This window comes from Sphingobium sp. FG58 (genome assembly GCF_057809055.1).
In genome coordinates this window covers 239,443-261,646 of sequence record NZ_JBMDJF010000005.1, presented here as the reverse complement: position 1 = coordinate 261,646, position 22,204 = coordinate 239,443, and the positions used below count along the sequence as shown (strand labels likewise).

The 22,204-nt window shown below is 57.9% G+C and carries 16 protein-coding genes and 1 tRNA gene; 8 read left to right on the top strand and 9 right to left on the bottom strand.

The window, feature by feature from the left end:
• On the top strand, positions 1-184 hold a 184-nt coding region (locus tag ACODR8_RS09155), incomplete at its 5' end, for a hypothetical protein (protein WP_489006953.1).
• A gap of 122 nt (positions 185-306) precedes the next feature.
• On the opposite strand, the gene ACODR8_RS09150 is transcribed toward ACODR8_RS09155, so the two are convergent.
• The 5 genes from ACODR8_RS09150 to ACODR8_RS09130 all read right to left on the bottom strand — a co-directional run bounded on the left by ACODR8_RS09150 (position 307) and on the right by ACODR8_RS09130 (position 7,834).
• Entirely contained in the window at positions 307-909 is a 603-nt protein-coding gene (locus ACODR8_RS09150) for a hypothetical protein (RefSeq protein ID WP_489006952.1), read from the bottom strand.
• An 82-nt stretch (positions 910-991) separates the two neighbouring features.
• The gene (locus ACODR8_RS09145) at positions 992-3,583 is read right to left on the bottom strand and encodes a DEAD/DEAH box helicase (protein WP_489006951.1); all 2,592 of its coding nucleotides are present in this window, start codon (positions 3,581-3,583) and stop codon (positions 992-994) included.
• Between the two features lie 3 nt (positions 3,584-3,586).
• Complete coding sequence (locus ACODR8_RS09140) at positions 3,587-5,644, bottom strand: site-specific DNA-methyltransferase (protein WP_489006950.1); 2,058 nt, start codon at positions 5,642-5,644, stop codon at positions 3,587-3,589.
• 421 nt (positions 5,645-6,065) lie between these two features.
• Entirely contained in the window at positions 6,066-7,148 is a 1,083-nt protein-coding gene (locus ACODR8_RS09135; RefSeq protein ID WP_489006949.1) for a type I restriction enzyme HsdR N-terminal domain-containing protein, read from the bottom strand.
• A 428-nt stretch (positions 7,149-7,576) separates the two neighbouring features.
• Complete coding sequence (locus tag ACODR8_RS09130; protein WP_489006948.1) at positions 7,577-7,834, bottom strand: hypothetical protein; 258 nt, start codon at positions 7,832-7,834, stop codon at positions 7,577-7,579.
• 155 nt (positions 7,835-7,989) lie between these two features.
• Between ACODR8_RS09130 and ACODR8_RS09125 the strand changes: the two genes are divergently transcribed.
• Together ACODR8_RS09125 and ACODR8_RS09120 are read left to right on the top strand one after the other, a co-directional pair.
• Entirely contained in the window at positions 7,990-8,604 is a 615-nt protein-coding gene (locus ACODR8_RS09125) for a hypothetical protein (RefSeq protein WP_489006947.1), read from the top strand.
• Complete coding sequence (locus tag ACODR8_RS09120; protein ID WP_489006946.1) at positions 8,601-10,115, top strand: HEPN domain-containing protein; 1,515 nt, start codon at positions 8,601-8,603, stop codon at positions 10,113-10,115. The genes ACODR8_RS09125 and ACODR8_RS09120 overlap by 4 nt, the downstream gene beginning before the upstream one ends.
• Here the strand turns inward: ACODR8_RS09120 and ACODR8_RS09115 are convergent.
• Both ACODR8_RS09115 and ACODR8_RS09110 read right to left on the bottom strand, forming a co-directional pair.
• Entirely contained in the window at positions 10,112-10,342 is a 231-nt protein-coding gene (locus ACODR8_RS09115; RefSeq protein WP_037517066.1) for a conjugal transfer protein TraD, read from the bottom strand. The two genes, ACODR8_RS09120 and ACODR8_RS09115, sit on opposite strands and share 4 nt — an antisense overlap.
• Before the next feature lie 22 nt (positions 10,343-10,364).
• Positions 10,365-10,670, bottom strand: a complete 306-nt coding sequence (locus ACODR8_RS09110) for a conjugal transfer protein TraD (RefSeq protein WP_489006945.1) — start codon at positions 10,668-10,670, stop codon at positions 10,365-10,367.
• A 172-nt stretch (positions 10,671-10,842) separates the two neighbouring features.
• On the opposite strand from ACODR8_RS09110, the gene traA reads away from it, so the two are divergent.
• The 3 genes from traA (at position 10,843) to ACODR8_RS09095 (ending at position 18,185) form a co-directional block, all read left to right on the top strand.
• Entirely contained in the window at positions 10,843-13,836 is a 2,994-nt protein-coding gene (gene traA / locus ACODR8_RS09105; RefSeq protein ID WP_489006944.1) for a Ti-type conjugative transfer relaxase TraA, read from the top strand.
• An 18-nt stretch (positions 13,837-13,854) separates the two neighbouring features.
• A complete protein-coding gene (locus ACODR8_RS09100; RefSeq protein WP_489006943.1) occupies positions 13,855-14,607 on the top strand; it encodes a DUF6118 family protein in 753 nt (250 codons plus the stop codon).
• A 464-nt stretch (positions 14,608-15,071) separates the two neighbouring features.
• Positions 15,072-18,185 (top strand): metallophosphoesterase family protein, encoded by a 3,114-nt coding sequence (locus ACODR8_RS09095; protein WP_489006942.1) that lies wholly within the window; start codon positions 15,072-15,074, stop codon positions 18,183-18,185.
• Positions 18,186-18,536: 351 nt separating this feature from the next.
• On the opposite strand, the gene ACODR8_RS09090 is transcribed toward ACODR8_RS09095, so the two are convergent.
• Positions 18,537-18,613 (bottom strand) — tRNA-Met (locus tag ACODR8_RS09090).
• Between the two features lie 97 nt (positions 18,614-18,710).
• Positions 18,711-19,604: an alpha/beta hydrolase gene (locus ACODR8_RS09085; RefSeq protein WP_489006941.1), complete on the bottom strand. Its 894-nt coding sequence runs from the start codon at positions 19,602-19,604 to the stop codon at positions 18,711-18,713.
• Positions 19,605-19,686: 82 nt separating this feature from the next.
• On the opposite strand from ACODR8_RS09085, the gene ACODR8_RS09080 reads away from it, so the two are divergent.
• Positions 19,687-21,096 (top strand): circularly permuted type 2 ATP-grasp protein, encoded by a 1,410-nt coding sequence (locus tag ACODR8_RS09080; protein WP_489006940.1) that lies wholly within the window; start codon positions 19,687-19,689, stop codon positions 21,094-21,096.
• A 160-nt stretch (positions 21,097-21,256) separates the two neighbouring features.
• Complete coding sequence (locus ACODR8_RS09075) at positions 21,257-22,189, top strand: alpha-E domain-containing protein (protein WP_119743968.1); 933 nt, start codon at positions 21,257-21,259, stop codon at positions 22,187-22,189.
• The last annotated feature ends 15 nt before the right edge of the window (positions 22,190-22,204 follow it).

The window sequence follows — 22,204 nt, the reverse complement described above, 5'->3', positions numbered from 1 at the left end:
GCCACAGACGATCAACGCCAAGCGGCCTGATCCGCGGTTCTCACCGGATGCATACGGTAAATGCGGATATCCGCCCGCTGTTAACGGTGGCTTCGCGTCCGATGTTGACCAAGGCTTGAATGTCTTGCCCACGCCAGCCTTTCGCCAGCAACGCCTTTACAATGGGCGTTTCAGCTTCGGTTAGAGCGCCGTCTCTGTTGCGTGAGACCATAGGCACCTCTCCGTTGGCCACCAGTCACGACGGCGGCAACGCCTCCGCTAGTAGGTCAGTGTTGCGCTCGGTTTGACATCTACGATGCGGGATCATCAAGTTCGAAACGATCCTGCCTTGAGGTCTTCACGGACTTGGGTTTCGGCTTTTTCCATAAGGGAATAAAATTCATCGACAATCTTGCAAACCGTTTGGCTGGGGTAATCACCCGGTTGGTAGTCTCCCTCTTTGGTTTCTTGGGCTACCTCGAATGATCCGCTGTTCGCTTCGGCCTTCGCTGATCCTATCAATTTCCGCGCTTCCTTACTTAGCGCCACGGAATGCTGATCAAGTAGCTTTTTCAACCGCCTTTCGTGCGAAGAAAGGTTTTCGGCAATTCGCACCTGTGCATCGGACCAATCCAAATCCGGTGCCCACGCGTCCGGCACAACGCTTCCATGCACTTTCAAAAAAGCCGCCGCCGCCTCAAACTCGCGTTCGAACATGAGTTCCTGTCGCTTGAGCATTAAGCGATTTTGGTCAGCCTCCCTAAGCAGCAAATCTTTATGCGTCTCTAGTTGCTCATCAAGTTTCGCTTTCTGCCGCTGGATTACCCGGGATGATACGATGGTGCCTATCCATGCCGATATTCCGGCGGACAACACGCCAATTCCGCCCAGCGCCCCGACAACCTTGAGGACATCATCCCAGCCCATCAATCAATCTCCAGCTTGGGCTTGGCCCGCACAATTTAATCGCTTCGAATGCAATCGTCCCTCGAACAGCAGCAGGGATTACCCCTCAAGCATCGTATGACGCCGACTTGGGCCCCTGATAAGCAGACTTGGCGCTTCCCGCTGCATAGACCGCCGCCCGCACGTCCGGCTTTTGAAGGTCAAGCACGCGGTATCGCCCTTCCACCTCGGAAACAGCCTCAATCCGCCCATAAAGATGCCCGTTCGCCTCGGCATATTGGGCGAGGCCATGCAGCTTGGGCAGGGAGTCGGCTAGGTGATGCCCATGCGGGTCAACAATGTCGGCAACGATGGTGCCATCGGCCTTTTGGCTGAAAAACACGAAATCAGGCCGGACAATTCGCTTGTCGTCCACGTCATCATAAACGATGCCCAAGGAGTCTTGGCTGGCACGGGCCGGGTTGCGATACCATGCAACTCTGCCGTCCTTGGCTGCTTCGGCTTCAAGCACCGCCCGTTCCCATACGTTCAATTCATCGGGGAATAGTCCGTCTCCGTCGCAAAGCATATGCTTTTCATACCGGGGCAATGGCGTTTCCGTGCCATTGGCTTCCCGTGCCATCGTCGGCTGCAACCATGCCTTCGGGCGGGCAAGGAATACATCCAAGGGATTGGCGCTCAGTTCCCGGATTTGGCGATAGGCTTCCTGCCGTTCGTCGGTGAGGGCGGCAATCGCGTCCCGATATTCGTTCAACCACTGGTTTGATAGCGCCTCGGCAGCAGTTTCAAGCACGTCCTTGATTTCCGGGATCAGGCCCAATGCCGCAACATCGGTATGGGCGTCGATCAGGGCATCCTCTTCGTCCTCTGCATCCTCATCCTTCGCCGCCAGATGCTCGCTATACGTTGTGGCGAGATCGGGGCTGATGATCCGGCCTGCCCGCTTGTAGGCATCCTCGATCACCGCATAATCGGCCACCTCAACGAAGTCGTTGAACGTCATGCCTTGGCTGGCAACGTCGGCTTTGAGAGTTTGCCCTTCAACGGTCATCACGGCGGCGCGCATGGAGGCGATCTTGGGGGCAAGGTCGGTTCGCACCTGATCAAGAACCTTGTGCATTTCCGCATGGGCTTTCTTGCCAGCATCGGGGAGCAAGCCATCGTGGGCAAGTTCATGGGCCAGTGCGGTTAGTCGCTTCACCGGGCGGGCCAGCCGCTTGGGCAAGGTCTGCGACGGTAGCGACAACAGCTTATCCCATACCGCCTCGGGAATGTCCGGGTTAGGTAGAACCTCAATGGGACGAATGAGAACACGGCGCAGCGGCAAATCTTCGCCCGTCTCTCCGCCGGACATGAGCGCATTGACCACCGCCGTGACCGACTTCTTGTCGAACTTAGGCAACAGGCAGTCCACCGCATTTAGGCGATCATTACCGGGGATGCGTCGAGCAAGCGGGGAACGCACCATGCGACCAAGCAACTGCGTGATATGCGTCCGGTCTGTGGCAGCGCGAAGCGAAACCATCACTTCGGCGCGTGGGCAATCCCAACCTGTGCTGATCGCGTCCTTGGCAATCAGAATGCGAATGTCATCACGCTCTTGAACCCGCTCCGGCTCGATATAGGGCACGGAACGACTGCCGAACGTCTCTGTCCTGTGTTCGCCAAGCACGTTGGCTATGCAGTCATGGGGCAGGTCGGGCCATTCCGCGTATATCGCGTCCAGCCAAGTGCTGATTTCCTTGGGATCGGGGGAGTTGGGCACCTGTAGGACCATCAATGGCTTGACCGTATCCGGCTCCCCCTGTTCCTTGGCATAATTGGCCCATGCCTCGGAAATATCCCGAAGGCTTCGCGTACCGCGCTTCAACAGGACGGTTGCAAAATCCCCAACCTCGTCCGGCACGTCCAGATTGATCGTGTCCTTGATCAGGCCGGAGTCCTGCACCTTCTTGGCATCGACCACCACGTTGGGCAGTCTGACATGACCGACCATTTCAGCGATGGCATCATTGAACCGCTGCACGGTCGCGGAGATGCCCCATACAACGGGGATACCCGGCACGCCCCGCGTTCCGTTGATAAGCTGCCTGACGATAGTAGGCTTACCGCTTGCGCTGCCCTCCTTCATGCCCCTGTGGGCTTCGTCCAGCACCAGATAGAGCGTCAGATCGGGATCTTCGATGGTGTTCTTGATCGTGTCCCAAATAGTATGGGATCGCAGGTCCGGCATAAGCCGTTCGCCCATGCCGTCCCTTTCAATCGCTGCATCATCGGGATCATGGCCGCGAACAAGCAGGCTGTTCTTGCCCAGCTTCTGCGTGTTGAGGAAATAGACCTTGCCCGGCTCGAACCGCTCCCGGCCAAAGCTGTTGTCCACTGTCACAAGGTCGGAAACAGTCAGCTTGTCCGATGCCTGGCTAAGCCGCCACTTGGATTGCTCGTTCAAAGAGGGGTCATCGCTGAACCAGATAACCACCGCGCCGGAATCAGCCACGAAATCGAAATCATCGCTGCCGAAAAACAGGGCTTCGATAACGGCAGCAGCCATCACCGTCTTGCCCGCGCCTGTGGTGGCAGTCAGCGAAAAGGCGTTCTTGTCACCGTCCTCATGCCACCGCTTGCGTGCCTTTTTCAGGCGGTCGAGAACATCGGCAACAGCCGGAGTCTGATATTCTTCGATGAGGGTGTATTTCATTGGTCAGCGCCCCATCGCAAAGCGGAAGTTGGTCAGGTAGGACTCATAGAGCCGGACAGGCTCCACCGATCCGGGAAGCTGCCGCACCACGGATTGAAAGCGGCGGTCATCGTCGGTGACGACATAGGCAACGCGGATTGCCTCCTTGCCTTCAATCGTTCCGGCAAAGGCGGCTGACTTATCAAGATCGATCAGCAGGCCATAGCTATCAGCAACCTCCCAACCTTGATCGGGCAACTTGTCGATCCTACGGCCTTCGCTCCCGGCTCGCATCCACAGCAACGGCGCAATTCGCTCAAAGGCGCGGTTATGACTGACGGCAACTGGCGTTTCATAAGTGAGTGTGAAAAATTCAGCGTTTTCTTCAAAGCCATCGGCCATCGGAAATTCATCGTTGAATTTATAATCGCCCTTTATCGGTTCGCCCTCGGGCGTTCTCCCTGTGATAGCGGCGGCTATCCGGGGCTTAGTGATGTAGTCGCAGATACCCCACTTTTCCCACTCGGCATCGCCGGGCCGTAGTGCACTCTTCCCGAGTTTGGCCTGTTCATCCGCACCGACCTCATTATTAGTAACCGAAATGCACTGGCGTTTACCGCCATCTTGGCGATTTAGGCGCATTACGGCGTGGGCCGTGGTTCCTGAGCCTGAAAAAAAGTCCAAAACTGTCGCGGTAGGAAATGCGATCAGAAACCACCTCAGAGTGTCCTCAACAGCATACAAACTTTTGGGATAGGGAAAGCCACGTCCAGGAACGAATAACTTATTGAGATTAGAGCCATAAAGAGTGGCATCATGCGATAAGTTATTCCACTGTGTGCGTGAACCTTGGACTTGCGAACCTTCGAAGGCTGAAACAATAATAGCACCAAACTCATCTCGTCCGCTGACCGAAATTTCTCCTCTTTTGATCCGATCTCCCATACCGGTCCTGATGTACATTACCGGTCGCACGCCATTGGCGTCGGGACGGCCAAGTTTGATCATCCCCTCAGAAAGAAGTTGCCCGAACGTCGCGGTACTACCCTGCCAAACCCCCTCTTGGGCACCAGATTTGTAAGGCCAAATTGGAGTGAGCCCTTCTGGGCAAACATATTGGGAGGGGCTTTCGCCCTTCTGCAAAGAAACTCCGCACCCCTTCACAGCACCGCTTTGATCAACGAGCACAGGATAAAAGCACCCCGGTGAGTGGTCCCTTGTGCTGTTTGAGCCAGTCCTCAAGAAGGGATACCATACCTGCGTCCTTGTCGCGGCCCGCTCGTGGCCGGAAAACGCCGGGTCCAGTTGCTGGAGCTTGGCTGCACCGAAAAAGACAAAGAAAATGTACTCATCAACTCGGTTCATGCCTATGTCGCGCGCAACGCCTTTTTGGCTAATCACCGAAGACACCATTTGGATTTTTGCCTCGGGAAACGTCTGCTTTAGAAGCAGGCCGAGCCTCAAATACTCCTTCTCATCAATAGTCACCATAAGCAGGGACTTTTTGGGATTGAGAAGCTCTTTCGCGATGAAAAGCCTTCTTTCCATCATGGCTAGCCATTTTGAATGTCGGTACACATCCTCGGACTCAACGTAATTGTTATTGTACTTCCAATCCTTTGCGCCCGAATTGTAGGGCGGGTCGATATAAATCGCGTCAATCTTACTCCGATGCGTAAACGTCAGGGCTTCAAGAACGTGGAAGTTTTCCCCGTTGATCACGGTATGAAACGGCTTGGTGCCGCCACGCTGAACCTTGCCCGTGCTGACAAGGCCAGGGTAGATATAGTCTTTGAACTCCGCGACCACGATCAGGTCGGCAACCACAACGCTCTGCCGTTCGACATCTACCGAATATAGCAATTCCAGCTTGGCCATGCGGCCATTGGGGGACGCTTCAAACCCCGTCACCTTCCAAAGGCGCTGATCACCCTTGGCCGTCGTTCCACGAGGAGGCAGAATATGAACCTTGTCGCCCTTGCGGACGGGCCTGCCGGGAAGTTCCACGCTTTCGGGGCGATGCCGCTCAAAGTTGAGGCCGAATGAACGGCGAGACGAAAGAACCTTGAACTCGCGTTCCAACTCCGATCCCAACGTGGGGTCTTTTGCCTTAGCCTGTGCTATTAGATCAGTTAGCCGCGACAAATCCGATTACTCCCCCAGAAACTCACCTACCCCACGACCTCGCGCATTGTGGGCAAACCGCCTTCTGCAAGATGCAGGCTCAACCAGCAACCAAAGCCGGAATTTTTACCAAATTTTATGTCGCACCAAAGGCCGGTTTCTAACGACGCTAGTTGGATGCGATCTCACGCGTGTGACGGGCGCGCTCCAAGCGCTCCTGAACGAATGGCAGCTTGTGAAAGCAAAAATTGCTGTCATGGACGTCTGCAATTGGCGCATTCAGGCCAAACGCACACACACCCTCCCAGGCATTGCCGCTGCCGCCCAACGGCAAAGAACAGATTGAGCTCCCCGGTGACATGGTCAGGGACAGTGACTGTCAGCCCAAACGAATCTCGTAGCGGCCCATTCCGGAAAATTGCGATCGCTCCGGGATCGGCCCAGTCATCTGCTCGATCATGGCTCGAACCTGTCCGCGCAGCCCCTTAACGATCAGATCATATTCAAGCCGCATGGTGCCGCGGAAATAATCGTCCTGCACGAAACCGACCGCCTCGGTGAAGGCTTTGAGATAGAAACCAAAGGGCATCGGCTGTGTCCCCATCGGTCCGCTGACAAGAGTGCCAGGCGCTACACGCTTCTCATAAAGATTCTGGAAGATTGATGGCTTCTCGGGATCGGTCGACAGATACTCGTCGGCGCAGAAGAAATCATATTCGTCCTGCGCTCCTGCCATGTCACCGATCAGCCCCATCATAGGAGAGGCGCTCGCTGTCTTTACGAAGGCGTGAAGGCGACCATCGTCGGCCCGCCTGACAAACGCACCGGTTACCGGAAGGCGCAAACCCTCGATCATGTGTCTGGGCACCAGCGGCGTGTTTGTCGCGTGCTCCTCGAATACGACTTCGCCACCTATGATGGTGACGCTCGAAGGTACGCCTTTCCCCAGGGGCTTTGCCGGATCGACCGTTAGGACAGCCGCTCGCTTCCTTACCGCTTCGGGCCCGACAACGTTATGCAGGTTGACGATATTCTGCTCCATTTTCGCAAACGACCATGCGAGAGCTGGCTGATCGAGACTGCCGGTCTGGTAGAGCGCGAATTCGCGCCCGTTTGAGAGCAGGAAATAATTGGCGTTGATATCAGGATGGACTGAATAGCTGTGCGCCTGCTCCACGGTGTCGCGATCGAGCGGCTCGTTGGGGGCCTTAACCTCGACTATCCACCGGCCATAAGAAATGACTTCGCAGATATAGTCAGCGCGACCGCGCAGTTCCACGTCCTTTCCAGGCTTCTTCCGGCCCAAAAAAGCATAACCATAACGCAGGCTGACCTCTGTGCGGATGTTGGCCTCGGTCCCATGCCGATAGCCAAGCCGATGCAGCAAGGGGCGGACGATGATCTCGCGAACGTCGGCCTCGTTCATCGTATCGAAGTCCATTCCCAATGGCGCGTCGCTCATGGCAATCTTCTTCCCAAACAAATGACTGTATCGAGAAAAAGCATAATTATCTCGATCTGCAAAGCCCGGCGCGGATCGCCTTCATGTGGCATGGCCAAGGTGCGGCTCGTAGTGCTAACGGCGGACCCGATCGAACGTCTGGCTTCATCGTCCCCCGGCAGTGCCCTCCATCCTCGAGAACGGCTGAATGGTCACAGATAGGTCAAATAAATGTCCGCCTCCAGGCGCGGCGTGATCGCTGTCGAACGACGGAATGTGGCGCACACTCGACAATCGGAAAAGCATTAATTTCGGTCGCTAGCCGCGCACCCTGGGGCTGATGCTGTGAAAATCCCCACCGAGTGGATACGCCACCGCTGGCCGTGCTCAACAATCAATCCCTTTCGGATCGGCCAGGCGAATGACAACCGCCGCAAAAGTGCTTTCCGTCAGGGGTTGCCCTGACCCTGGAGCGCTTCCGGATTTTCGCGGCGCTTTAGCTCGTTCTCCACAGCCTCGCGAATGAACAGGGCTAGCCTTCGGTTGCCGACAAGCGACTCGATACGACGGATCGTGTCGGTAGTTAGCCTGATCGTCGTCGGCTTCATTCCAAGTGGCGGGCGTCCCATCGACCTGTCGCTATCGGGTCCAATGGCAATTTCCAAATCAAACCCATTGACGCCATCGTTTATTTCAATATACGCCATCGTTTATTGATTAAACGATGGCGTATACGGCGCAAAGGCTTTCTCGGAAAGCTATTGCGCGACCGGCATCGCGAATCATGTGGGAGTGCCGGGACCGTTCCGTATCCGCCCGTCATATTTCACTTCCTTGCGATGGATGCGGAACGGAGGTGCGTATGGTTGTCTCCAAATCCCGCCGCGCCCTGCTGCGCGGATTAGCTATCGCGCCCGTTGCCGCGTCGGCGTTTGGCTCGCCCTGGGGCGGCGCACTGGCGGCCCTTCACCAACGCTACGAAGACGAACCGGTGAAGATCGAGCGGACGAAAGATGGCCGGAGCATAAGCCGCTTCCGCTATCACAATGCGGAACGGTGGATGACCACGCTGGAAGCGGATTTCCTCATTGAGCCGCGACATGCAAAGGAAGCGCTGCATCAGGCCGGTTTTGTGACCCAGCAAGCCCTGTGCGCCTATCTACTGGACATGGGCTTTGCCGATGCGTGGAACGCCCGCCACATCAAACAGGACATCGCCAAGGCGCTGGCCTACGCCAATGCGTGCGGCTTTGCCCATGACTGCCCTGACATGGAGCGGCTGGCGGCGGTTCTCTCGCCCTATTGGAAATGGGGCTATCATTATCATGATTGGGAGGAAGACCGACCCCGCACGGGTGGCTTCATTCCCGCCACGATCACGCCCCTCGTGCGAGCCTTGGTGGATCGCGTGCATGACGTGACCGGCCACTCGCGCCCGAAGGCTTGCCAGCGCCGCCCACAGGGGGCGCGGTCATGATGCTGCGCACCGATACCGATCATCTTCCCGCGCCCATCACGGAGGAGCTTCTCAACGTCACCACGATCCTGTTCGAGGCGTTCGAGGAAACGACGAAAGGAAGATGTTCCGAACATTTCCGGGCGGGCCGCATCCTTACCCTGATCCTGCACGGCCCCCATGCCGAGAAGGATTGGGATGACATCGCGCCGGGGGAAGCGTTCCGCCTGCTGGCGATCGTCAACTATCCCCGCCTTGCCCGCAGCGAACGCGACTGGCGGCTGGTGCGTGACCGCCTTCGCCGCGCATGGGAGCATGGCGAAATTACCCGTCCGGTTCGGCTGGTGGTCGAAAGCCTTGAGCGGCTAAACGGCGCTCTTGCCGAAGGCGTCCCGCATTTCGTCACCATCGCCGAACAGGGAATCGCCCTATACCAGATGGAAGGCTTGCGGTTGAAAGAGCCGTGTCACTTGCCGGTGCGGGAACGGGCTATCCGGGGTGCGTTGGAGTTCATCCGGTGGCATGAGCGCGGCACCGGATTTCTAGCAGGCGCGGCTTTCTATCAGGACCGGGGCAATGCGCCGTTGGCAGCGTTGATGCTGCATCAGGCCTGCGAGCATTTCTATCTGTGCGTGTTGCGGTCGATCAGCCTACATGCCCCGCGCACCCATGCGCTCAATGAACTGCGCGAGGCGGCGGAAGCGCTGGACCCGCGCTTGTCTTCGGCATGGCCGCGAGACAGCCGGTTCGAGCGGCGCGCGTTCGGCTGCATACGCCGCGCTTATGTCGAAGCGCGCTATGGGCGATCATACCGCATTTCGGGCGAGGAACTGTCATGGGCTTTTAGGCGCGTGGAAATATTGCAGGACCGGGTAGCGTGCGCCTTCGCGGATCATCAGGCTTTGCTTGCCGAAAGCCTGCCAGCGCCGATGCTTCCACCACCGCCAGCGCCGACGACAGCGATAGCGCTTTCCCGGCCCGTGCGTCGCGCCAACATGCTGCAACGGACAGGGCGGATCGTGCGACGTGCCGCCCCGCTACAAGGCCAATGGAATCCGCTCGGTCCCGTTCGCCGATTCTGGCGCTCCGACAGGTTAATGGACTGGGTTGACCATCTGCCCTTGGCGATTGTCTGCCTGTGCTTCTTCATGGCGGGTGCCGAGGCAACGCTATGGCGGATGAAGTCGGCGCAAGCCGTCAGATCCGAACCCGCCGACCTGTCTGCCGTGCTGGACTTCGACGTGCGGGCGGACACGGTGCTTGGCGCGGTCATGGACGTTGCGCAAAGGGCGGGCTACCGGGTTAAGGCCAATGAGGATATTTGGACGGTGCGGTGGACCGGAGCCTATCGCGCCAAGGCGACGACCTTCGACGCGCTCGCGGACATTCTCTATGGCTCCGGCCTGTGTCCTGCGATCCGAGAAGACTTCATCACCGTGCGCTATTGCGACAAGAGCAGCCCACCAATAGCGGCGACGGTAGAGTATCAGGCAGAACCGGGCGGCAATGTGCGCTTGTCGGTTTCGCGCTAACCGCCGTCCTGTTCCGCCTCGAACGCCCGCTTACCTTTGCGCTTCCAGAGGGCAAGCGCGTTGGCGCGTTCCTCACCGCGCAATCTGTCGGCGACGGTGAGGAACGCGCCGTAGAGTGTCGCGCGATCATCGTCGGTCAGATCGACCAGCCCCGCCTTGATGACGAGGCCGCCCAATTCGATCAGGTGCCGCGTGCGCTCACGGCGTGCGACGGCCCAGTCCCGCATGTCGGTTCGCGCCATTTGTGCCTCAAGCCGATGCCGCGCCGCCGCCCTGCGGAAGAGTGCCGCTCTGCTGGCCAGAAGGTCCGCCCGCAGGCTTGCCGCCTTTGCCGAGAAAGAAGCCTGCGCCCGCCTTGCGCCATCCCTCCTTGGTCGCAGCGTCTTCCACCGTAACGGCATGGAGCAATGCCCCGGCCAGCATATCGGCGTCGAGCGCATCAGCCCCGGTCGCTGTCACCAGTTCGCCAAGCTGGCGAACGCGCCGCTCTTTGAGCGCCTTGGCCTTGTCGGCCAGGGCTTTGAGCTCCGAATCAAAATCGCGGGGTTTGCGCATCGTAAAGTCTCCATTGAGTGACGATGACGCTATGATAAGATAAGCCTCATCATCGCGCAGTAGAGTCGCCGGGACAGTCTGACACCGCCTAGTCCCGTCCGAGAAATTTTCGAGAAGGGCGCGCTTATACGTCGTTCCGACGTGCGCTCAGTAGTGTAAATGGTATGTCGCTATGGCGATCTTCCATTTATCTGTTCAGGTCATCTCTCGCGCGGCGGGGCGGTCCGCCGTCTCCGCCGCCGCCTATCGCGCGGGCGAGCGCCTGCACGACGAGCGCCTCGACCGGCCCCAAGATTTCCGCGCCCGCTCCGGCGTCGAGCATAGCGAAATTATGTTGCCCGAAGGTGCGCCCGAACAATGGCGCGACCGCGAATGCCTGTGGAACGATGTCGAGGCATTCGAGAAGCGCAAGGACGCGCAACTTGCCCGCGAGGTCGAGTTCGCCATTCCGCGTGAAATGACCAAGGCGCAGGGCATCGAACTGGCCCGCGATTTCGTGTCCGCGCAGTTTGTCGATCGCGGCATGATCGCCGACCTCAATGTGCATTGGGATATAGGCGCGGACGGCCAGCCCAAGCCGCACGCGCATGTCATGCTCACCATGCGAGAGGTTGTGCAGCGCGAGGACGGCACCGCTGGTTTCGGAGCGAAGGTGCGCGAATGGAACGATCATGCAAATGTCGAGCGCTGGCGCGAACGCTGGGAGACCCACGTCAACACGCGGCTGGCCGAACTCGACATAGACGCGCGCATCGATCACCGCAGCCTTGCCGATCAGGGCATAGACCTTGAACCGCAGAGCAAGATCGGCGGTCCTGCACACCGGATGGACGCGCAAGGGCTGGAAGCCGACCGCGCCGAGATGCACCGCGAGATCGCGCGGGAGAATGGTGAACGTATCATCGCCGATCCCGGCATCGCGCTTAACGCCATCACCCACCAGCAGGCGACGTTCACCAACCGCGATATGGCGATGTTCATTCACCGGCATAGCGATGGGCAGGAGCAGTTCAACGCCGCCATGCACGCGGTGCGTAATTCGCCGGACCTGATCGCCCTGGGCAAGGACGGGCGCGGCGACGATCGGTTCACCTCGTTCGAGATGATCGAGACCGAGCAGCGGATGAGCCGTGCGGCGGACAGGCTGGCGATGGACCGGAGCGATGGTCTCTCGGCGGCGGCGACCTACGCCAGTCGCGCCGCCGAGAGGGGTGGCCTTGCCCTGGGAGCAGAGCAGGAAGCCGCGCTGCGCCATATAACGGACGGGCGCGGCTTGTCACTGGTGCTGGGTTATGCCGGCACGGGCAAAAGCGCCATGCTGGGCGTGGCGCGCGACGTGTGGGAAGGCGCGGGCCTGAATGTTCGCGGCGCGGCGCTTGCGGGCATCGCAGCCGAGGGGCTGGAGAATGGTTCCGGCATCGCGTCCCGCACCATCGCCAGCATGGAGCATAGCTGGACGCAGGGCCGCGATTTGCTCAGTGCCCGCGACGTAGTGGTGATCGACGAAGCGGGCATGGTCGGCACGCGCCAGATGGAGCGCGTGCTGTCCCATGCCGCCGATGTTGGCGCGAAGGTTGTTCTTGTCGGCGATCCGCAGCAATTGCAGTCGATCGAGGCAGGCGCGGCGTTCCGCGCGATCCATGAGCGCCACGGCGGCGTCGAGATCACCCAGGTTCGCCGCCAGCGTGAAGGTTGGCAGCAGGATGCCACGCGGCATCTGGCCACCGGCAGGACGGGCGAGGCGATTGCCGCTTATGCCGACAAAGGCATGGTGCATCAGGCCGAGACACGCGAGGATGCGCGGCGCGAGTTGGTCGAGCGCTGGGATCGCGAACGGCAGGCAAACCCTGCCGCTAGCCGCATCATCCTCACCCACACCAATGCGGAGGTGCGCGACCTCAACGAGGCTGCGCGCGCGGCAATGCGCAACGCGGGCGAATTGGGCGAAGAGCGCCAAGTGAAGACCGAGCGCGGCGACCGCCTGTTCGCGTCGGGCGACCGCATCATGTTCTTGCGCAATGAGCGCAGCCTGGAGGTGAAGAATGGCACACTGGGCACCATCGAGAAGATAAGCGAAGGCCATATGTCCGTCCGCACCGATGACGGGCGTTCGGTATCGTTCGACACGAAGGACTATCGCGACGTCGACCATGGCTATGCCGCCACCATCCACAAGGCGCAGGGCATGACCGTGGACAGGGCGCATGTGCTGGCAACGCCGGGGATGGATCGCCACGGGGCTTACGTCGCCATGTCCCGCCATCGTGACGGCATGGCGCTTCATTATGGTCGCGACGATTTTCGCGATCAGTCCCGGCTTGTCCTCAGGCTCTCACGCGAGCGCGGCAAGGACATGGCGACCGATTACAGACAAGCCGATCCAGCAAGAGAATATGCCGAGCGGCGCGGCATTAGCTTCGGTGAGCGGATCGCGGAAGTCGTGAGGCCGATTGTCGAGAAAGTGCGGGGGATATTCGACAACTTCCGGCCCCAAATTCCGTCACAGCACGAGCGCGACATTTTCGCGGGCTTCCAGCCCAAGGCCGAGCCGTCCGCGCAGGAGCGAGCCGGTCAGCGCCAGCCCGAACATGATCCGCAGCCGCTTCGGGCTGGCGGCGTGCGCGGCGCGGTGGAGCGCTATGCCAAGGCGCTGGATGCGATCCAGCAGACGCGCGCGCAAGGTCTGGACGCCATGCCGCACCAGCGTGAGGCGTTCGACAGGGCGCGCGATGCTCTGGACGCGATCCGCCCCGAAGGTTCGTCAGACTTGAACAGCGCGTTCCGCAGCAGCCCGGAGCTTGTCCGCGAGGCGGCCGAGGGGCGCGGCCAGGCCGCCGTGCGGGCGATGCAGTTGGAAACCGAAATCCGCATGGACCCGTTCCAGCGCGCTGATCGGTTCGTGGAGGGGTGGCAGCAGTTGCAGCGTCATCATGCCGAGCTTGTGCGCGACGGCAATTTCCGGGGCGCAAAAAGTGCCGCGCAGCAGATGGCGGGCATGGCGAAAAGCCTTGAGCGCGACGCCCAGCTTGAATCGGTGCTGGGCCTGCGCAGCCGCGAGCTTGGGCTTGAGATCGGCCAGCCGATGGGCCGCAGCCTCTCCACCGATCTCGCTTCCTCTATCCCGTTCGATCACGGACGCGACATCAGTCGCGGCATGAGCCGCTAAACCCAAGGAGACCATGAAATGGACGACGAGCAAAGCCTTTTGAACGAACCGGAGCCGGAACCGCGGCCCAATGCCGCCGCCGAGGCGTTCGCCCATCTCTCGGAGCGCGTCGCCGCTATGGAGGAACGGCTGGAAGGGCGCATGGCCGTGATGGTCCGCGCGCTTGAGCATATTGCCATCGAGAAGCAGAGCCTCGAATTTCCCGACTACGGGCCGACGCTTGCCAAGATGAACGGCTATCTCGCGACGCTGGCCGGGCAGACGAAGACAATCATGGAAGCACCCGCCATGCAGTTGACGCCAGAGAGCATGGCGGAGCGGATTGATGTGGCGGCGGATGCTGCACGAGCGACGGACAAGGCAACCATCAAGAAATCGCTGGAATTGCATCATCAAGTCCATGCGGATCAGATGCGCGTGGTCGGCATCATTAGGACCAAGCAGGGACAGCGCTGGCAGATGTTCTATTGCGGCGGTGGCGCTGCACTTGCCGTGTCGCTTCTGTGGATGATCTATCCCGGCTGGGCGGCCAGCATCGGCCCGCAAAGCTGGCTTTGGCCGGAACGGGTGGCCCGTCGCACGCTAGGCGAGCCGTCACTATGGGATGCCGGTATCCGCCTCATGCGCGCGGGGAATCCAGAAGGCTGGCAGGCAATTGTTGAAGCCGCAAACCTGGCACGTGAGAACCGCGATACCATTGCCACGTGCGAGAAGGCAGCCGCCAAAGCAGGCAAGCCGGTGCGTTGCACCATCAATATCAGAAAGCGTTGAGACTCTTGGGCGCGACGGCCGGAACTTGGCGGTGACGAAAAAACCTCCGATTTCAGTTGTCGGGTACTTTTAGATTCCGACAGTGATTGTCGGTCAGTCGGTGGACAAGGCCACCGCGCAGAGTTCCGCGCGGCGGGAATTCGGGAAAAAGCATGGGCAACGTGCGAAATTGACGGGCCTTGCGTCTGACGGAATGCGCCAATTGTTGCCGTCCAGGCACTAGTCGTCCCATGCCATAAGCCGCCATATTTCGATTAACAGGTAGGTAGTTTTGCCGATCAAGCGAATCGCAGAGCCGTTCAGAAGATAAATGGCCCAAGATCACGTTCTCGCTACGCGCAGCGCGAACCCTACGATGGACTTCCCAAGCCATTCGTTTTTTATACGGCGTTTGAGGTAACTGTCTTGCTGACAACTAGTTGCGCGGCCTTTGGTGGTGACATAGTGTGGGCGGAAATATCAGAATGGGGGCGAGTTTTTTGATGAAATCGGCTGTACGTTGGCTTCATATTTCCGATTTTCACTTGAAATCAGAAGAATCTTATGATCGCAACTTAGTTCTTGGCGGGCTTATTTCCTCATTGCCAGCAATGGTAGAACGTTTTGGGAATCTTGATTTTATTGTTGCAAGTGGCGACATTGCCTTTTCTGGAAAACCGGAAGAATATATTTCCGCTAGTAAAATATTCGATGATTTGCTGAAAGCGGCAGGCGTTCCTAAGAATAATTTCCTGATAGTGCCCGGCAATCACGACGTCGACAGGTCCAAGAATTTAGGTCTCGCTAGAACCATCACTTCGCGCGAACATTCTGACCAGTACTTTTCTGGTAAGTCTACCATGATTCATATAGAACATCGAATGGCTGCCTACGGCGCTTGGTACAATGAATATTTTTCTGGAATACGACAATTCGATTTTTCAAAAAGCTATAGCGTCGAGCAATTAAAGTTTGAAAGCTGTACTATAAACGCTTGCTTGTTTAATAGCGCAATTTTCTCGATGGATGACCACGATAGTGGCAATTTGACGCTTGGACGGCGCAGTGTGGATGAGGCTGTCGCTAGCATATCGTCTAAGGATGGCGATATCTCCATCGCTATCATGCACCATCCGCTAAGTTGGATGAGTGAAGTCGACCTATCTCCGATCAAGGCGCTTTTGAACGATAATTTCCATTGCATCATGACAGGTCATCTACACGAAAACGAGGTTCAAGATATTCGCGGCTCATCTGGAGCGTCGCTATATTTTGCTGCCGGAGCAACCTATCAAACTACAAAATGGCCTAATACAGCACTTATTTGTACGGCCTTAGGTGACGAGATAACTGTCACTCCCATCCGTTATATCGACCGGCCTCGCCCCACTTGGGCGCTCGATACCGCGCTGTTTCCACATGCACCCACATACCAAGAGGTATACACATATAAGCGGTCTTCAACCTCTCTTGCGTTGTCATCCGCACGTGTTGCCCAGCCTATTGGGACGTCAGTGTCAGATCGTGCAATTGATGCTGCGCGAGGGCAGTTGGAAGATCGGCTTTTTGTCGCGCCGTCAGGTGAAGTCGTCTACGCAGAGCCTCGGCTAATGCCACGAACGCAAATGGCATCTCTCGATCAACCTGACGAGAAAGCGGTATCAATAGATGAAATAGCTGCCGATGAGCGATCCTATCTCATAGATGCAAGGCCAGAATACGGGGGGTCCACGCTATGCCAAGCTATTAGACTTGCGATTCTACGCCACCAAGGCAAGGCTGTATTAAGAAACTGTCGGGAAATACCGAACTATATTCGCAAGTTGGAAGGGGAGTTTGGGGATGAGATAAACACTGGTGGCGATAAACCGGTGATTATCCTCGATGATTTTGATATAGAGCGAGACGAACGCCTTCTTGCTGAGATTAAGAAATCGGGCTGGTTCTCCAGAGTCGTGCTTGTCAGTCCAAATCGCAGGTTCACAGATGGGCAGCTTGTTGATTTAGATTCACTCCCTTTCAAGCCTAGTCTGCTGTATTTGTGGGCGATGGGGCGGGATCAAATAAGGGAATTTGCCAAGCTTGTTCTTGATGCCTGTGATCCTATATCGGAATCCAAGGCAGTCGATAAGGTTTATACAGATCTTCTCGGACTGCGAATACCGCTCACGCCATCAAATGTCCTGATGTACCTTCGTGTTCTGCAACGCGAAGGTGACTTTGAGCCGCTTAGCCGAGTGGATATATTATCTAGGTATCTCGCCGAGAGCTTAAGAAAGCCCTCTGATGTCATGATAGATAGTTTTAACTTCAAAAATAAAATGGATGTGCTTTCGTCTTTTTCGTATAATCTCTATTGTAGGAAGATATCAGATTTCAATGAAAGAGAATGGCTAAATTTCTGCCACGAATATCAGGTCAGAACGTTGCGCGAGTTTGATGCGCAGGCATTCTATGGAGAGTTGTTAGAGTCCAGAATATTTTCCTCACATAGAGGAGGAACTTATTTCAGATACGAATTTTTCTACATATTCTTTCTTGGCCGACATCTTTGGCCAAGATCGAGTGATTTGAAGGCATTTCTGGATGCTGAAGATCATCTGATGCATGCGTCCGTGATCGATGTTGTGACCGGTCTCAGTTCGGAGAATTCGGATATAATATCGGTGCTGACAGCGCGCTTAGAAAACCATCTAGAAGAATTCTCGGATAAATATGTCCGGACTGATTTCGACCCCCTTCTAAAAGCGATATGGCCGAGTGACGAGGATGAAGAGGAGAAACTTTGGCTCCCAGTTCAAGAAGCAATTCGATCTGGACCGGCCAATTCGAAAGAAATCGATGACCTCAAGACGTCAATGATTGCCGAAGCGATGACGTCTAACCAGCAAATTACATTTAAACGGTTCAATGAGTTAGAGAATGCCTTATTTTCTGAGTCATGGATGCTAGCAGACGCATTGAAGAATGCGGATGATGTCGATGGACCGGTTAAGGTGCGGGCTTGGGAATCGATAGCCCGTGCAATATTAGTAGTTTTTCAAGTTGGAACAATGTTCGCTCCTGAACTTGCTAAGCGAAAGAGATTCAAATGGGGCGCCATTTCATTTCTCGATTTTGATCGAGCTGCTGAGGGTCTTCAAGACAAGCCCCACGAAGTTTTCGTATCGGTAATTACTTCGCTAGTCGATGCGGCGATATCAAAGGCATCGCGGGATTATGGGTCCACAAAGCTGTCTGCGGTATTTAAGGCTTCTGCGCGATCATCTGGCTTCTCAGGATTTCTTAATGTTTTGAATTTCACGTGTATTGCTACAGCACGGGGTCGGGATTGGGTAGAAGCACTAACAGATATCATTAATGCTACAGATAAAAATGCATTTTATCTAAGCGAAATGCTTGGTCAGTTGATGCGTTTATTACAGTATGAGGTGATGCCTCATAGAGAACGGGAGTCGATGAAACGGTTAGTCGCGCTAATTCAGGCTAAGCGAGAATATAATAAGCAGACGCCAGGATCTAAAGCTGTGAACCGTCTGGTCAACCTTATGGAAGAGGACAATTTCTTCCCAAATGCCCCTGTGACTGAGGCCGGTTGAGAGCGATTATTTGAAGACGGGGCGCTCGCTTTTGGAAGCGAAATCGAAATTTGATCGTCCCGTCCAACACCCGTTGAGGCGTAGAAAGTAGGGCGCTGCGCACCATATGCTATGACAGTCTACCGAACCGCGATCACGCCATTCCGCAATCGGCCAGTTTGCACGGCAAAAAGATTATTTCCATTTACCGGAGTTCACGCTTGAGAACTGCCAATTAGAAAGGCCCGGTTGCGTCCCTTGATGTTTCGAATCATGCCATAGCGGCTCAATCTAAACGTGGGAACAAAAGTGGTTTTTTCTTGAGGGGGTCCGGGGTTTATCGTGTAAAAGCAACACGATAAACCCCTTGACTGGTAGCGGAGGAGGGACTTGAACCCCCGACACGCGGATTATGATTCCGCTGCTCTAACCAGCTGAGCTACTCCGCCCCATGGGGCCGCGCGGGGCGTGTCGCCCTGCGGTGAGGCGGGGCTATACGCAGCGGGGGCGGGTCGGTCAACGGGGGTAATGCGGGTGAAACGCAACTTATTTGCGGCGTACGCTCCAGCCCGCAGGCAGCACCCTAGGATAGGCCGCCATCGCGCCCGAATCGATCGCGCCCACCGCCTCGCTCACCAGCGGGCCAAGCTGGCTCATATCGGGATTATGGCCTGCGCCCGGCACGGTCAGCAGGGTGGTGGGCTTGCCCGCGGCGGCGAACAGCGCGTCGGCCTGGCCTGGCTCGACCCGGTCATCGGCGGTGCCAAGCATCATGACGAGCGGCGCATGGATCTTGGTCGCCGCGTCCAGATTATTCCATTTGTCGGGCAGCAGCAGGCCCACGCCACCGGGAGCCGATTCCTCCAGCTTGTCGAACGTGGAAAGTGTGACCACGCCCGTCACCGGCACCGTCGCCCCGACATGCAGCGCCACTGCGCCGCCCAGCGAATGGCCGACAAGAAAGACATGCGCGCCAGGTCCGATCAGTTCCCGCGCCCGCGCCACGAAGGCGCGACCGTCCGCCATCAGCCCGGCCTGTGTCGGGCTGCCCGGATTGCCGCCAAAGCCGCGATAGGACACGACGATGACATGATCGCCGCGCCCGGTCAGATGCTCGGCATAGCGGGCCGCGACCCCCTGATTCGATCCGCGCCCGTGGAAGAAGAGAATGACGTCGGGATCGCCCGGATCGCCCGGCCAATAATAGCCGGTCAGCGCCAGCCCATCCTCGGTCCGCACCGGCAGCGATTGGGGCGGTGCCTTGGTCCATTGTGCTACGCTGATCGGCGTGGCGTCGGCTTTATAAATCTGTTCCCGCACGCCCGCAGCGCAGGAGGCCAGCATCAACGCTGCCGCGACCAGCCCTGTTTTCCTGCCCCGCATCATCGTCCCCATGCCGTTCTGCGCCAAGAATAGCGCAATCACGGGGGTCTGCGTCATTTTTCTGTTGCAATCCGTTTTGGGCCAAGTCCTAATGTTGCAATGCACAACCGGCCATATGGGCTGAGGGAGGATCGACAACTTGCCCTTCCATGAAATGTTTGAGCCTGATGGTTCGATACGCCCCTGCTACGCTGAAGTGCAGAAATGGGTGGAGCGAACGGGCATTTCCGGGCTTAACCGTCGACTGGACGAGGCAGAGGCGATTTTTCGCCGCATCGGCATCACCTTCGCCGTCTATGGCGAGGGGGGCGATCCCGAACGGCTGATCCCCTTCGATCTGCTGCCCCGCATCTTCACCGCGCAGGAATGGCGCGTGCTGGACAAGGGCATCCGCCAGCGCGCGCGCGCGCTCAACGCCTTCCTGCACGATGTCTATCATCGCGGCGAAATTGTGAAGGCCGGCATCATGCCTGCCGACATCATTTATCAGAACAGCGCCTATCTGGCGGAAATGGCCGACTTTTCGCCACCGGGCAAAGTCTATAGCCATATTGTCGGCATCGACATCGTCCGCACGGGTCCGGGCAGTTTCGAGGTGCTGGAGGATAATTGCCGCACTCCGTCGGGCGTGTCCTACATGCTCGAAAATCGTGACATCATGACGCGCATGTTCCCCGAATTGTTCGCGCAGGGGATCGTTGCGCCGGTCGATGACTATCCCGCCGAATTGCTCAAGAGCCTGAAGGAAGTCGCGCCGCCCGCGTGCAAGGGCGATCCTGTCGTCGTCGTGCTGACCCCCGGTTCGCTCAATAGCGCCTATTATGAGCATAGTTTCCTGGCCGACCTGATGGGCGTCGAACTGGTCGAACCGGCGGACCTGTTCGTCGATGAAGGCCGGGTGTGGATGAAAACTACGCTGGGACCAAAGATAGTCGACGTCATCTATCGTCGCATCGACGATGAATATCTCGATCCGTTGGTGTTCCGCCCCGACAGCCTGCTGGGCGTGCCGGGCATCTTCAACGTCTATCGCAATGGCGGCGTGACGCTGGCGTCGGCACCCGGATCGGGCATTGCCGATGACAAGGCGGTCTATATCTATGTGCCGGAAATGATCCGCTTCTATCTGGGTGAAGCGCCGATCCTGGACAATATCCAGACCTGGCAATGCGGCAAGCCTGACGAATGTGCCTATGTGCTGGAAAATCTGCACGATCTGGTCGCCAAGGAAGTCCATGGATCGGGCGGCTATGGCATGTTGATCGGGCCGAAATCGACCGCGGCGGAGGTGGAGGCCTATGCCGCCCGCATCCGCGCCGATCCGGGCAAGTTCATCGCCCAGCCGACGCTGGACCTGTCCACCGTCCCCACACTCGGCCCGGCCAGCGTCGTCGGCCGCCACGCCGATTTCCGCCCCTATTGCCTGGTTGGAAAGCAATTGCGGCTGGTGCCGGGCGGCCTGACCCGCGTCGCGCTGACCGAAGGATCGCTGGTGGTCAACTCCAGCCAGGGCGGCGGGGTGAAGGACACTTGGGTCATGCAGGATTGATGATGGCTCAACCCTCCAATCACCCCACTCGTCATCCCCGCGAAGGCGGGGATCCATCTCCCAAGCGTGCTTTCAATGCTGATGTCGGGAGATGGATTGCCTTTGGCGTACTGACGTATCCCGCCTGCGCGGGAATGACGAAAGAAGAGGGCATGATTCCATGCTGAGCCGGACCGCCGAAAATCTCTACTGGATGGCGCGCTATATGGAGCGGGCCGAGGCTACCGCGCGGCTGCTGACCATGGGGCAACGCATGGCCATCCTGCCCGGCGCGCATCATCGCGACGAATGGCGCTCCGTCGTGCGCGCGACCGGCAGCGGCCACCAGTTCCCCGAAGGGGTGCAGGTGACCGAAAGCGATGTCGTGTCCTTCCTGATGCTGGACCTCGATAATCCCAGCTCGATCCGATCCTGCCTGCTGAAGGCCCGGTCCAACGCCAAATCTGCGCGCACCATGTTGACGCAGGATATGTGGGAAGCGCTGAACGACGGCTGGCGCAAGCTGGACAGCTATGATGTCGGCGAAGCGCGGCAGCAGCTGCCCGCCCTTATTGACTGGGTCAAGACGCGGGTGATGACCTTCCGTGGCGCCACCCATTCGGGCCAGCTGCGTAATGAAGGCCATGATTTCCTGCGCTGCGGCTCCGCACTGGAGCGGGCGCAGATGACGCTGCGGCTGCTGGACGTCAAATATTATGTTCTGCTGCCTGAAACCGAAGTGATCGGCGGCAATCGCGACCATTATCAATGGACGTCGGTGCTGCACGCTCTGTCGGGCAGTCGCGCCTATCATCATGTCTATGGCGGCACCTATACCCCCTGGCAGATCACCGATTTCCTGATGCTCAACCGCATGTTCCCGCGCAGCGTCGCCTATTGCTACGACCAGCTGGCCTATCGCCTGCACCGGCTGGAGGGCTGGCACGGCACACGGGCCGCCTGTCATGACACGGTGCAGCAGATGGTCGCCGCGCTGGAACAGCTCGACAGCGGCGAAATCTTCCGCTTCGGCCTGCATGAAACGGTGCAACATGGCTTGAAAATGACCAACCAGTTGGGCGGGGAAATCGCCCAGGCCTATCATTTCGGCTGAACCGGGGAAGGGGAG

Excerpts from the sequence above, each read along its gene's own strand:
- ACODR8_RS09130 (WP_489006948.1), bottom strand. The coding sequence starts at position 7,834 with ATGGCGTATATTGAAATAAACGATGGCGTCAATGGGTTTGATTTGGAA.
- ACODR8_RS09115 (WP_037517066.1), bottom strand. The coding sequence starts at position 10,342 with ATGCGGGACTGGGCCGTCGCACGCCGTGAGCGCACGCGGCACCTGATC.
- ACODR8_RS09135 (WP_489006949.1), bottom strand. The coding sequence starts at position 7,148 with ATGAGCGACGCGCCATTGGGAATGGACTTCGATACGATGAACGAGGCC.
- ACODR8_RS09120 (WP_489006946.1), top strand. The coding sequence starts at position 8,601 with ATGATGCTGCGCACCGATACCGATCATCTTCCCGCGCCCATCACGGAG.
- ACODR8_RS09085 (WP_489006941.1), bottom strand. The coding sequence starts at position 19,604 with ATGACGCAGACCCCCGTGATTGCGCTATTCTTGGCGCAGAACGGCATG.
- traA (WP_489006944.1), top strand. The coding sequence starts at position 10,843 with ATGGCGATCTTCCATTTATCTGTTCAGGTCATCTCTCGCGCGGCGGGG.
- ACODR8_RS09095 (WP_489006942.1), top strand. The coding sequence starts at position 15,072 with ATGGGGGCGAGTTTTTTGATGAAATCGGCTGTACGTTGGCTTCATATT.
- ACODR8_RS09145 (WP_489006951.1), bottom strand. The coding sequence starts at position 3,583 with ATGAAATACACCCTCATCGAAGAATATCAGACTCCGGCTGTTGCCGAT.
- ACODR8_RS09125 (WP_489006947.1), top strand. The coding sequence starts at position 7,990 with ATGGTTGTCTCCAAATCCCGCCGCGCCCTGCTGCGCGGATTAGCTATC.
- ACODR8_RS09075 (WP_119743968.1), top strand. The coding sequence starts at position 21,257 with ATGCTGAGCCGGACCGCCGAAAATCTCTACTGGATGGCGCGCTATATG.
- ACODR8_RS09100 (WP_489006943.1), top strand. The coding sequence starts at position 13,855 with ATGGACGACGAGCAAAGCCTTTTGAACGAACCGGAGCCGGAACCGCGG.
- ACODR8_RS09110 (WP_489006945.1), bottom strand. The coding sequence starts at position 10,670 with ATGCGCAAACCCCGCGATTTTGATTCGGAGCTCAAAGCCCTGGCCGAC.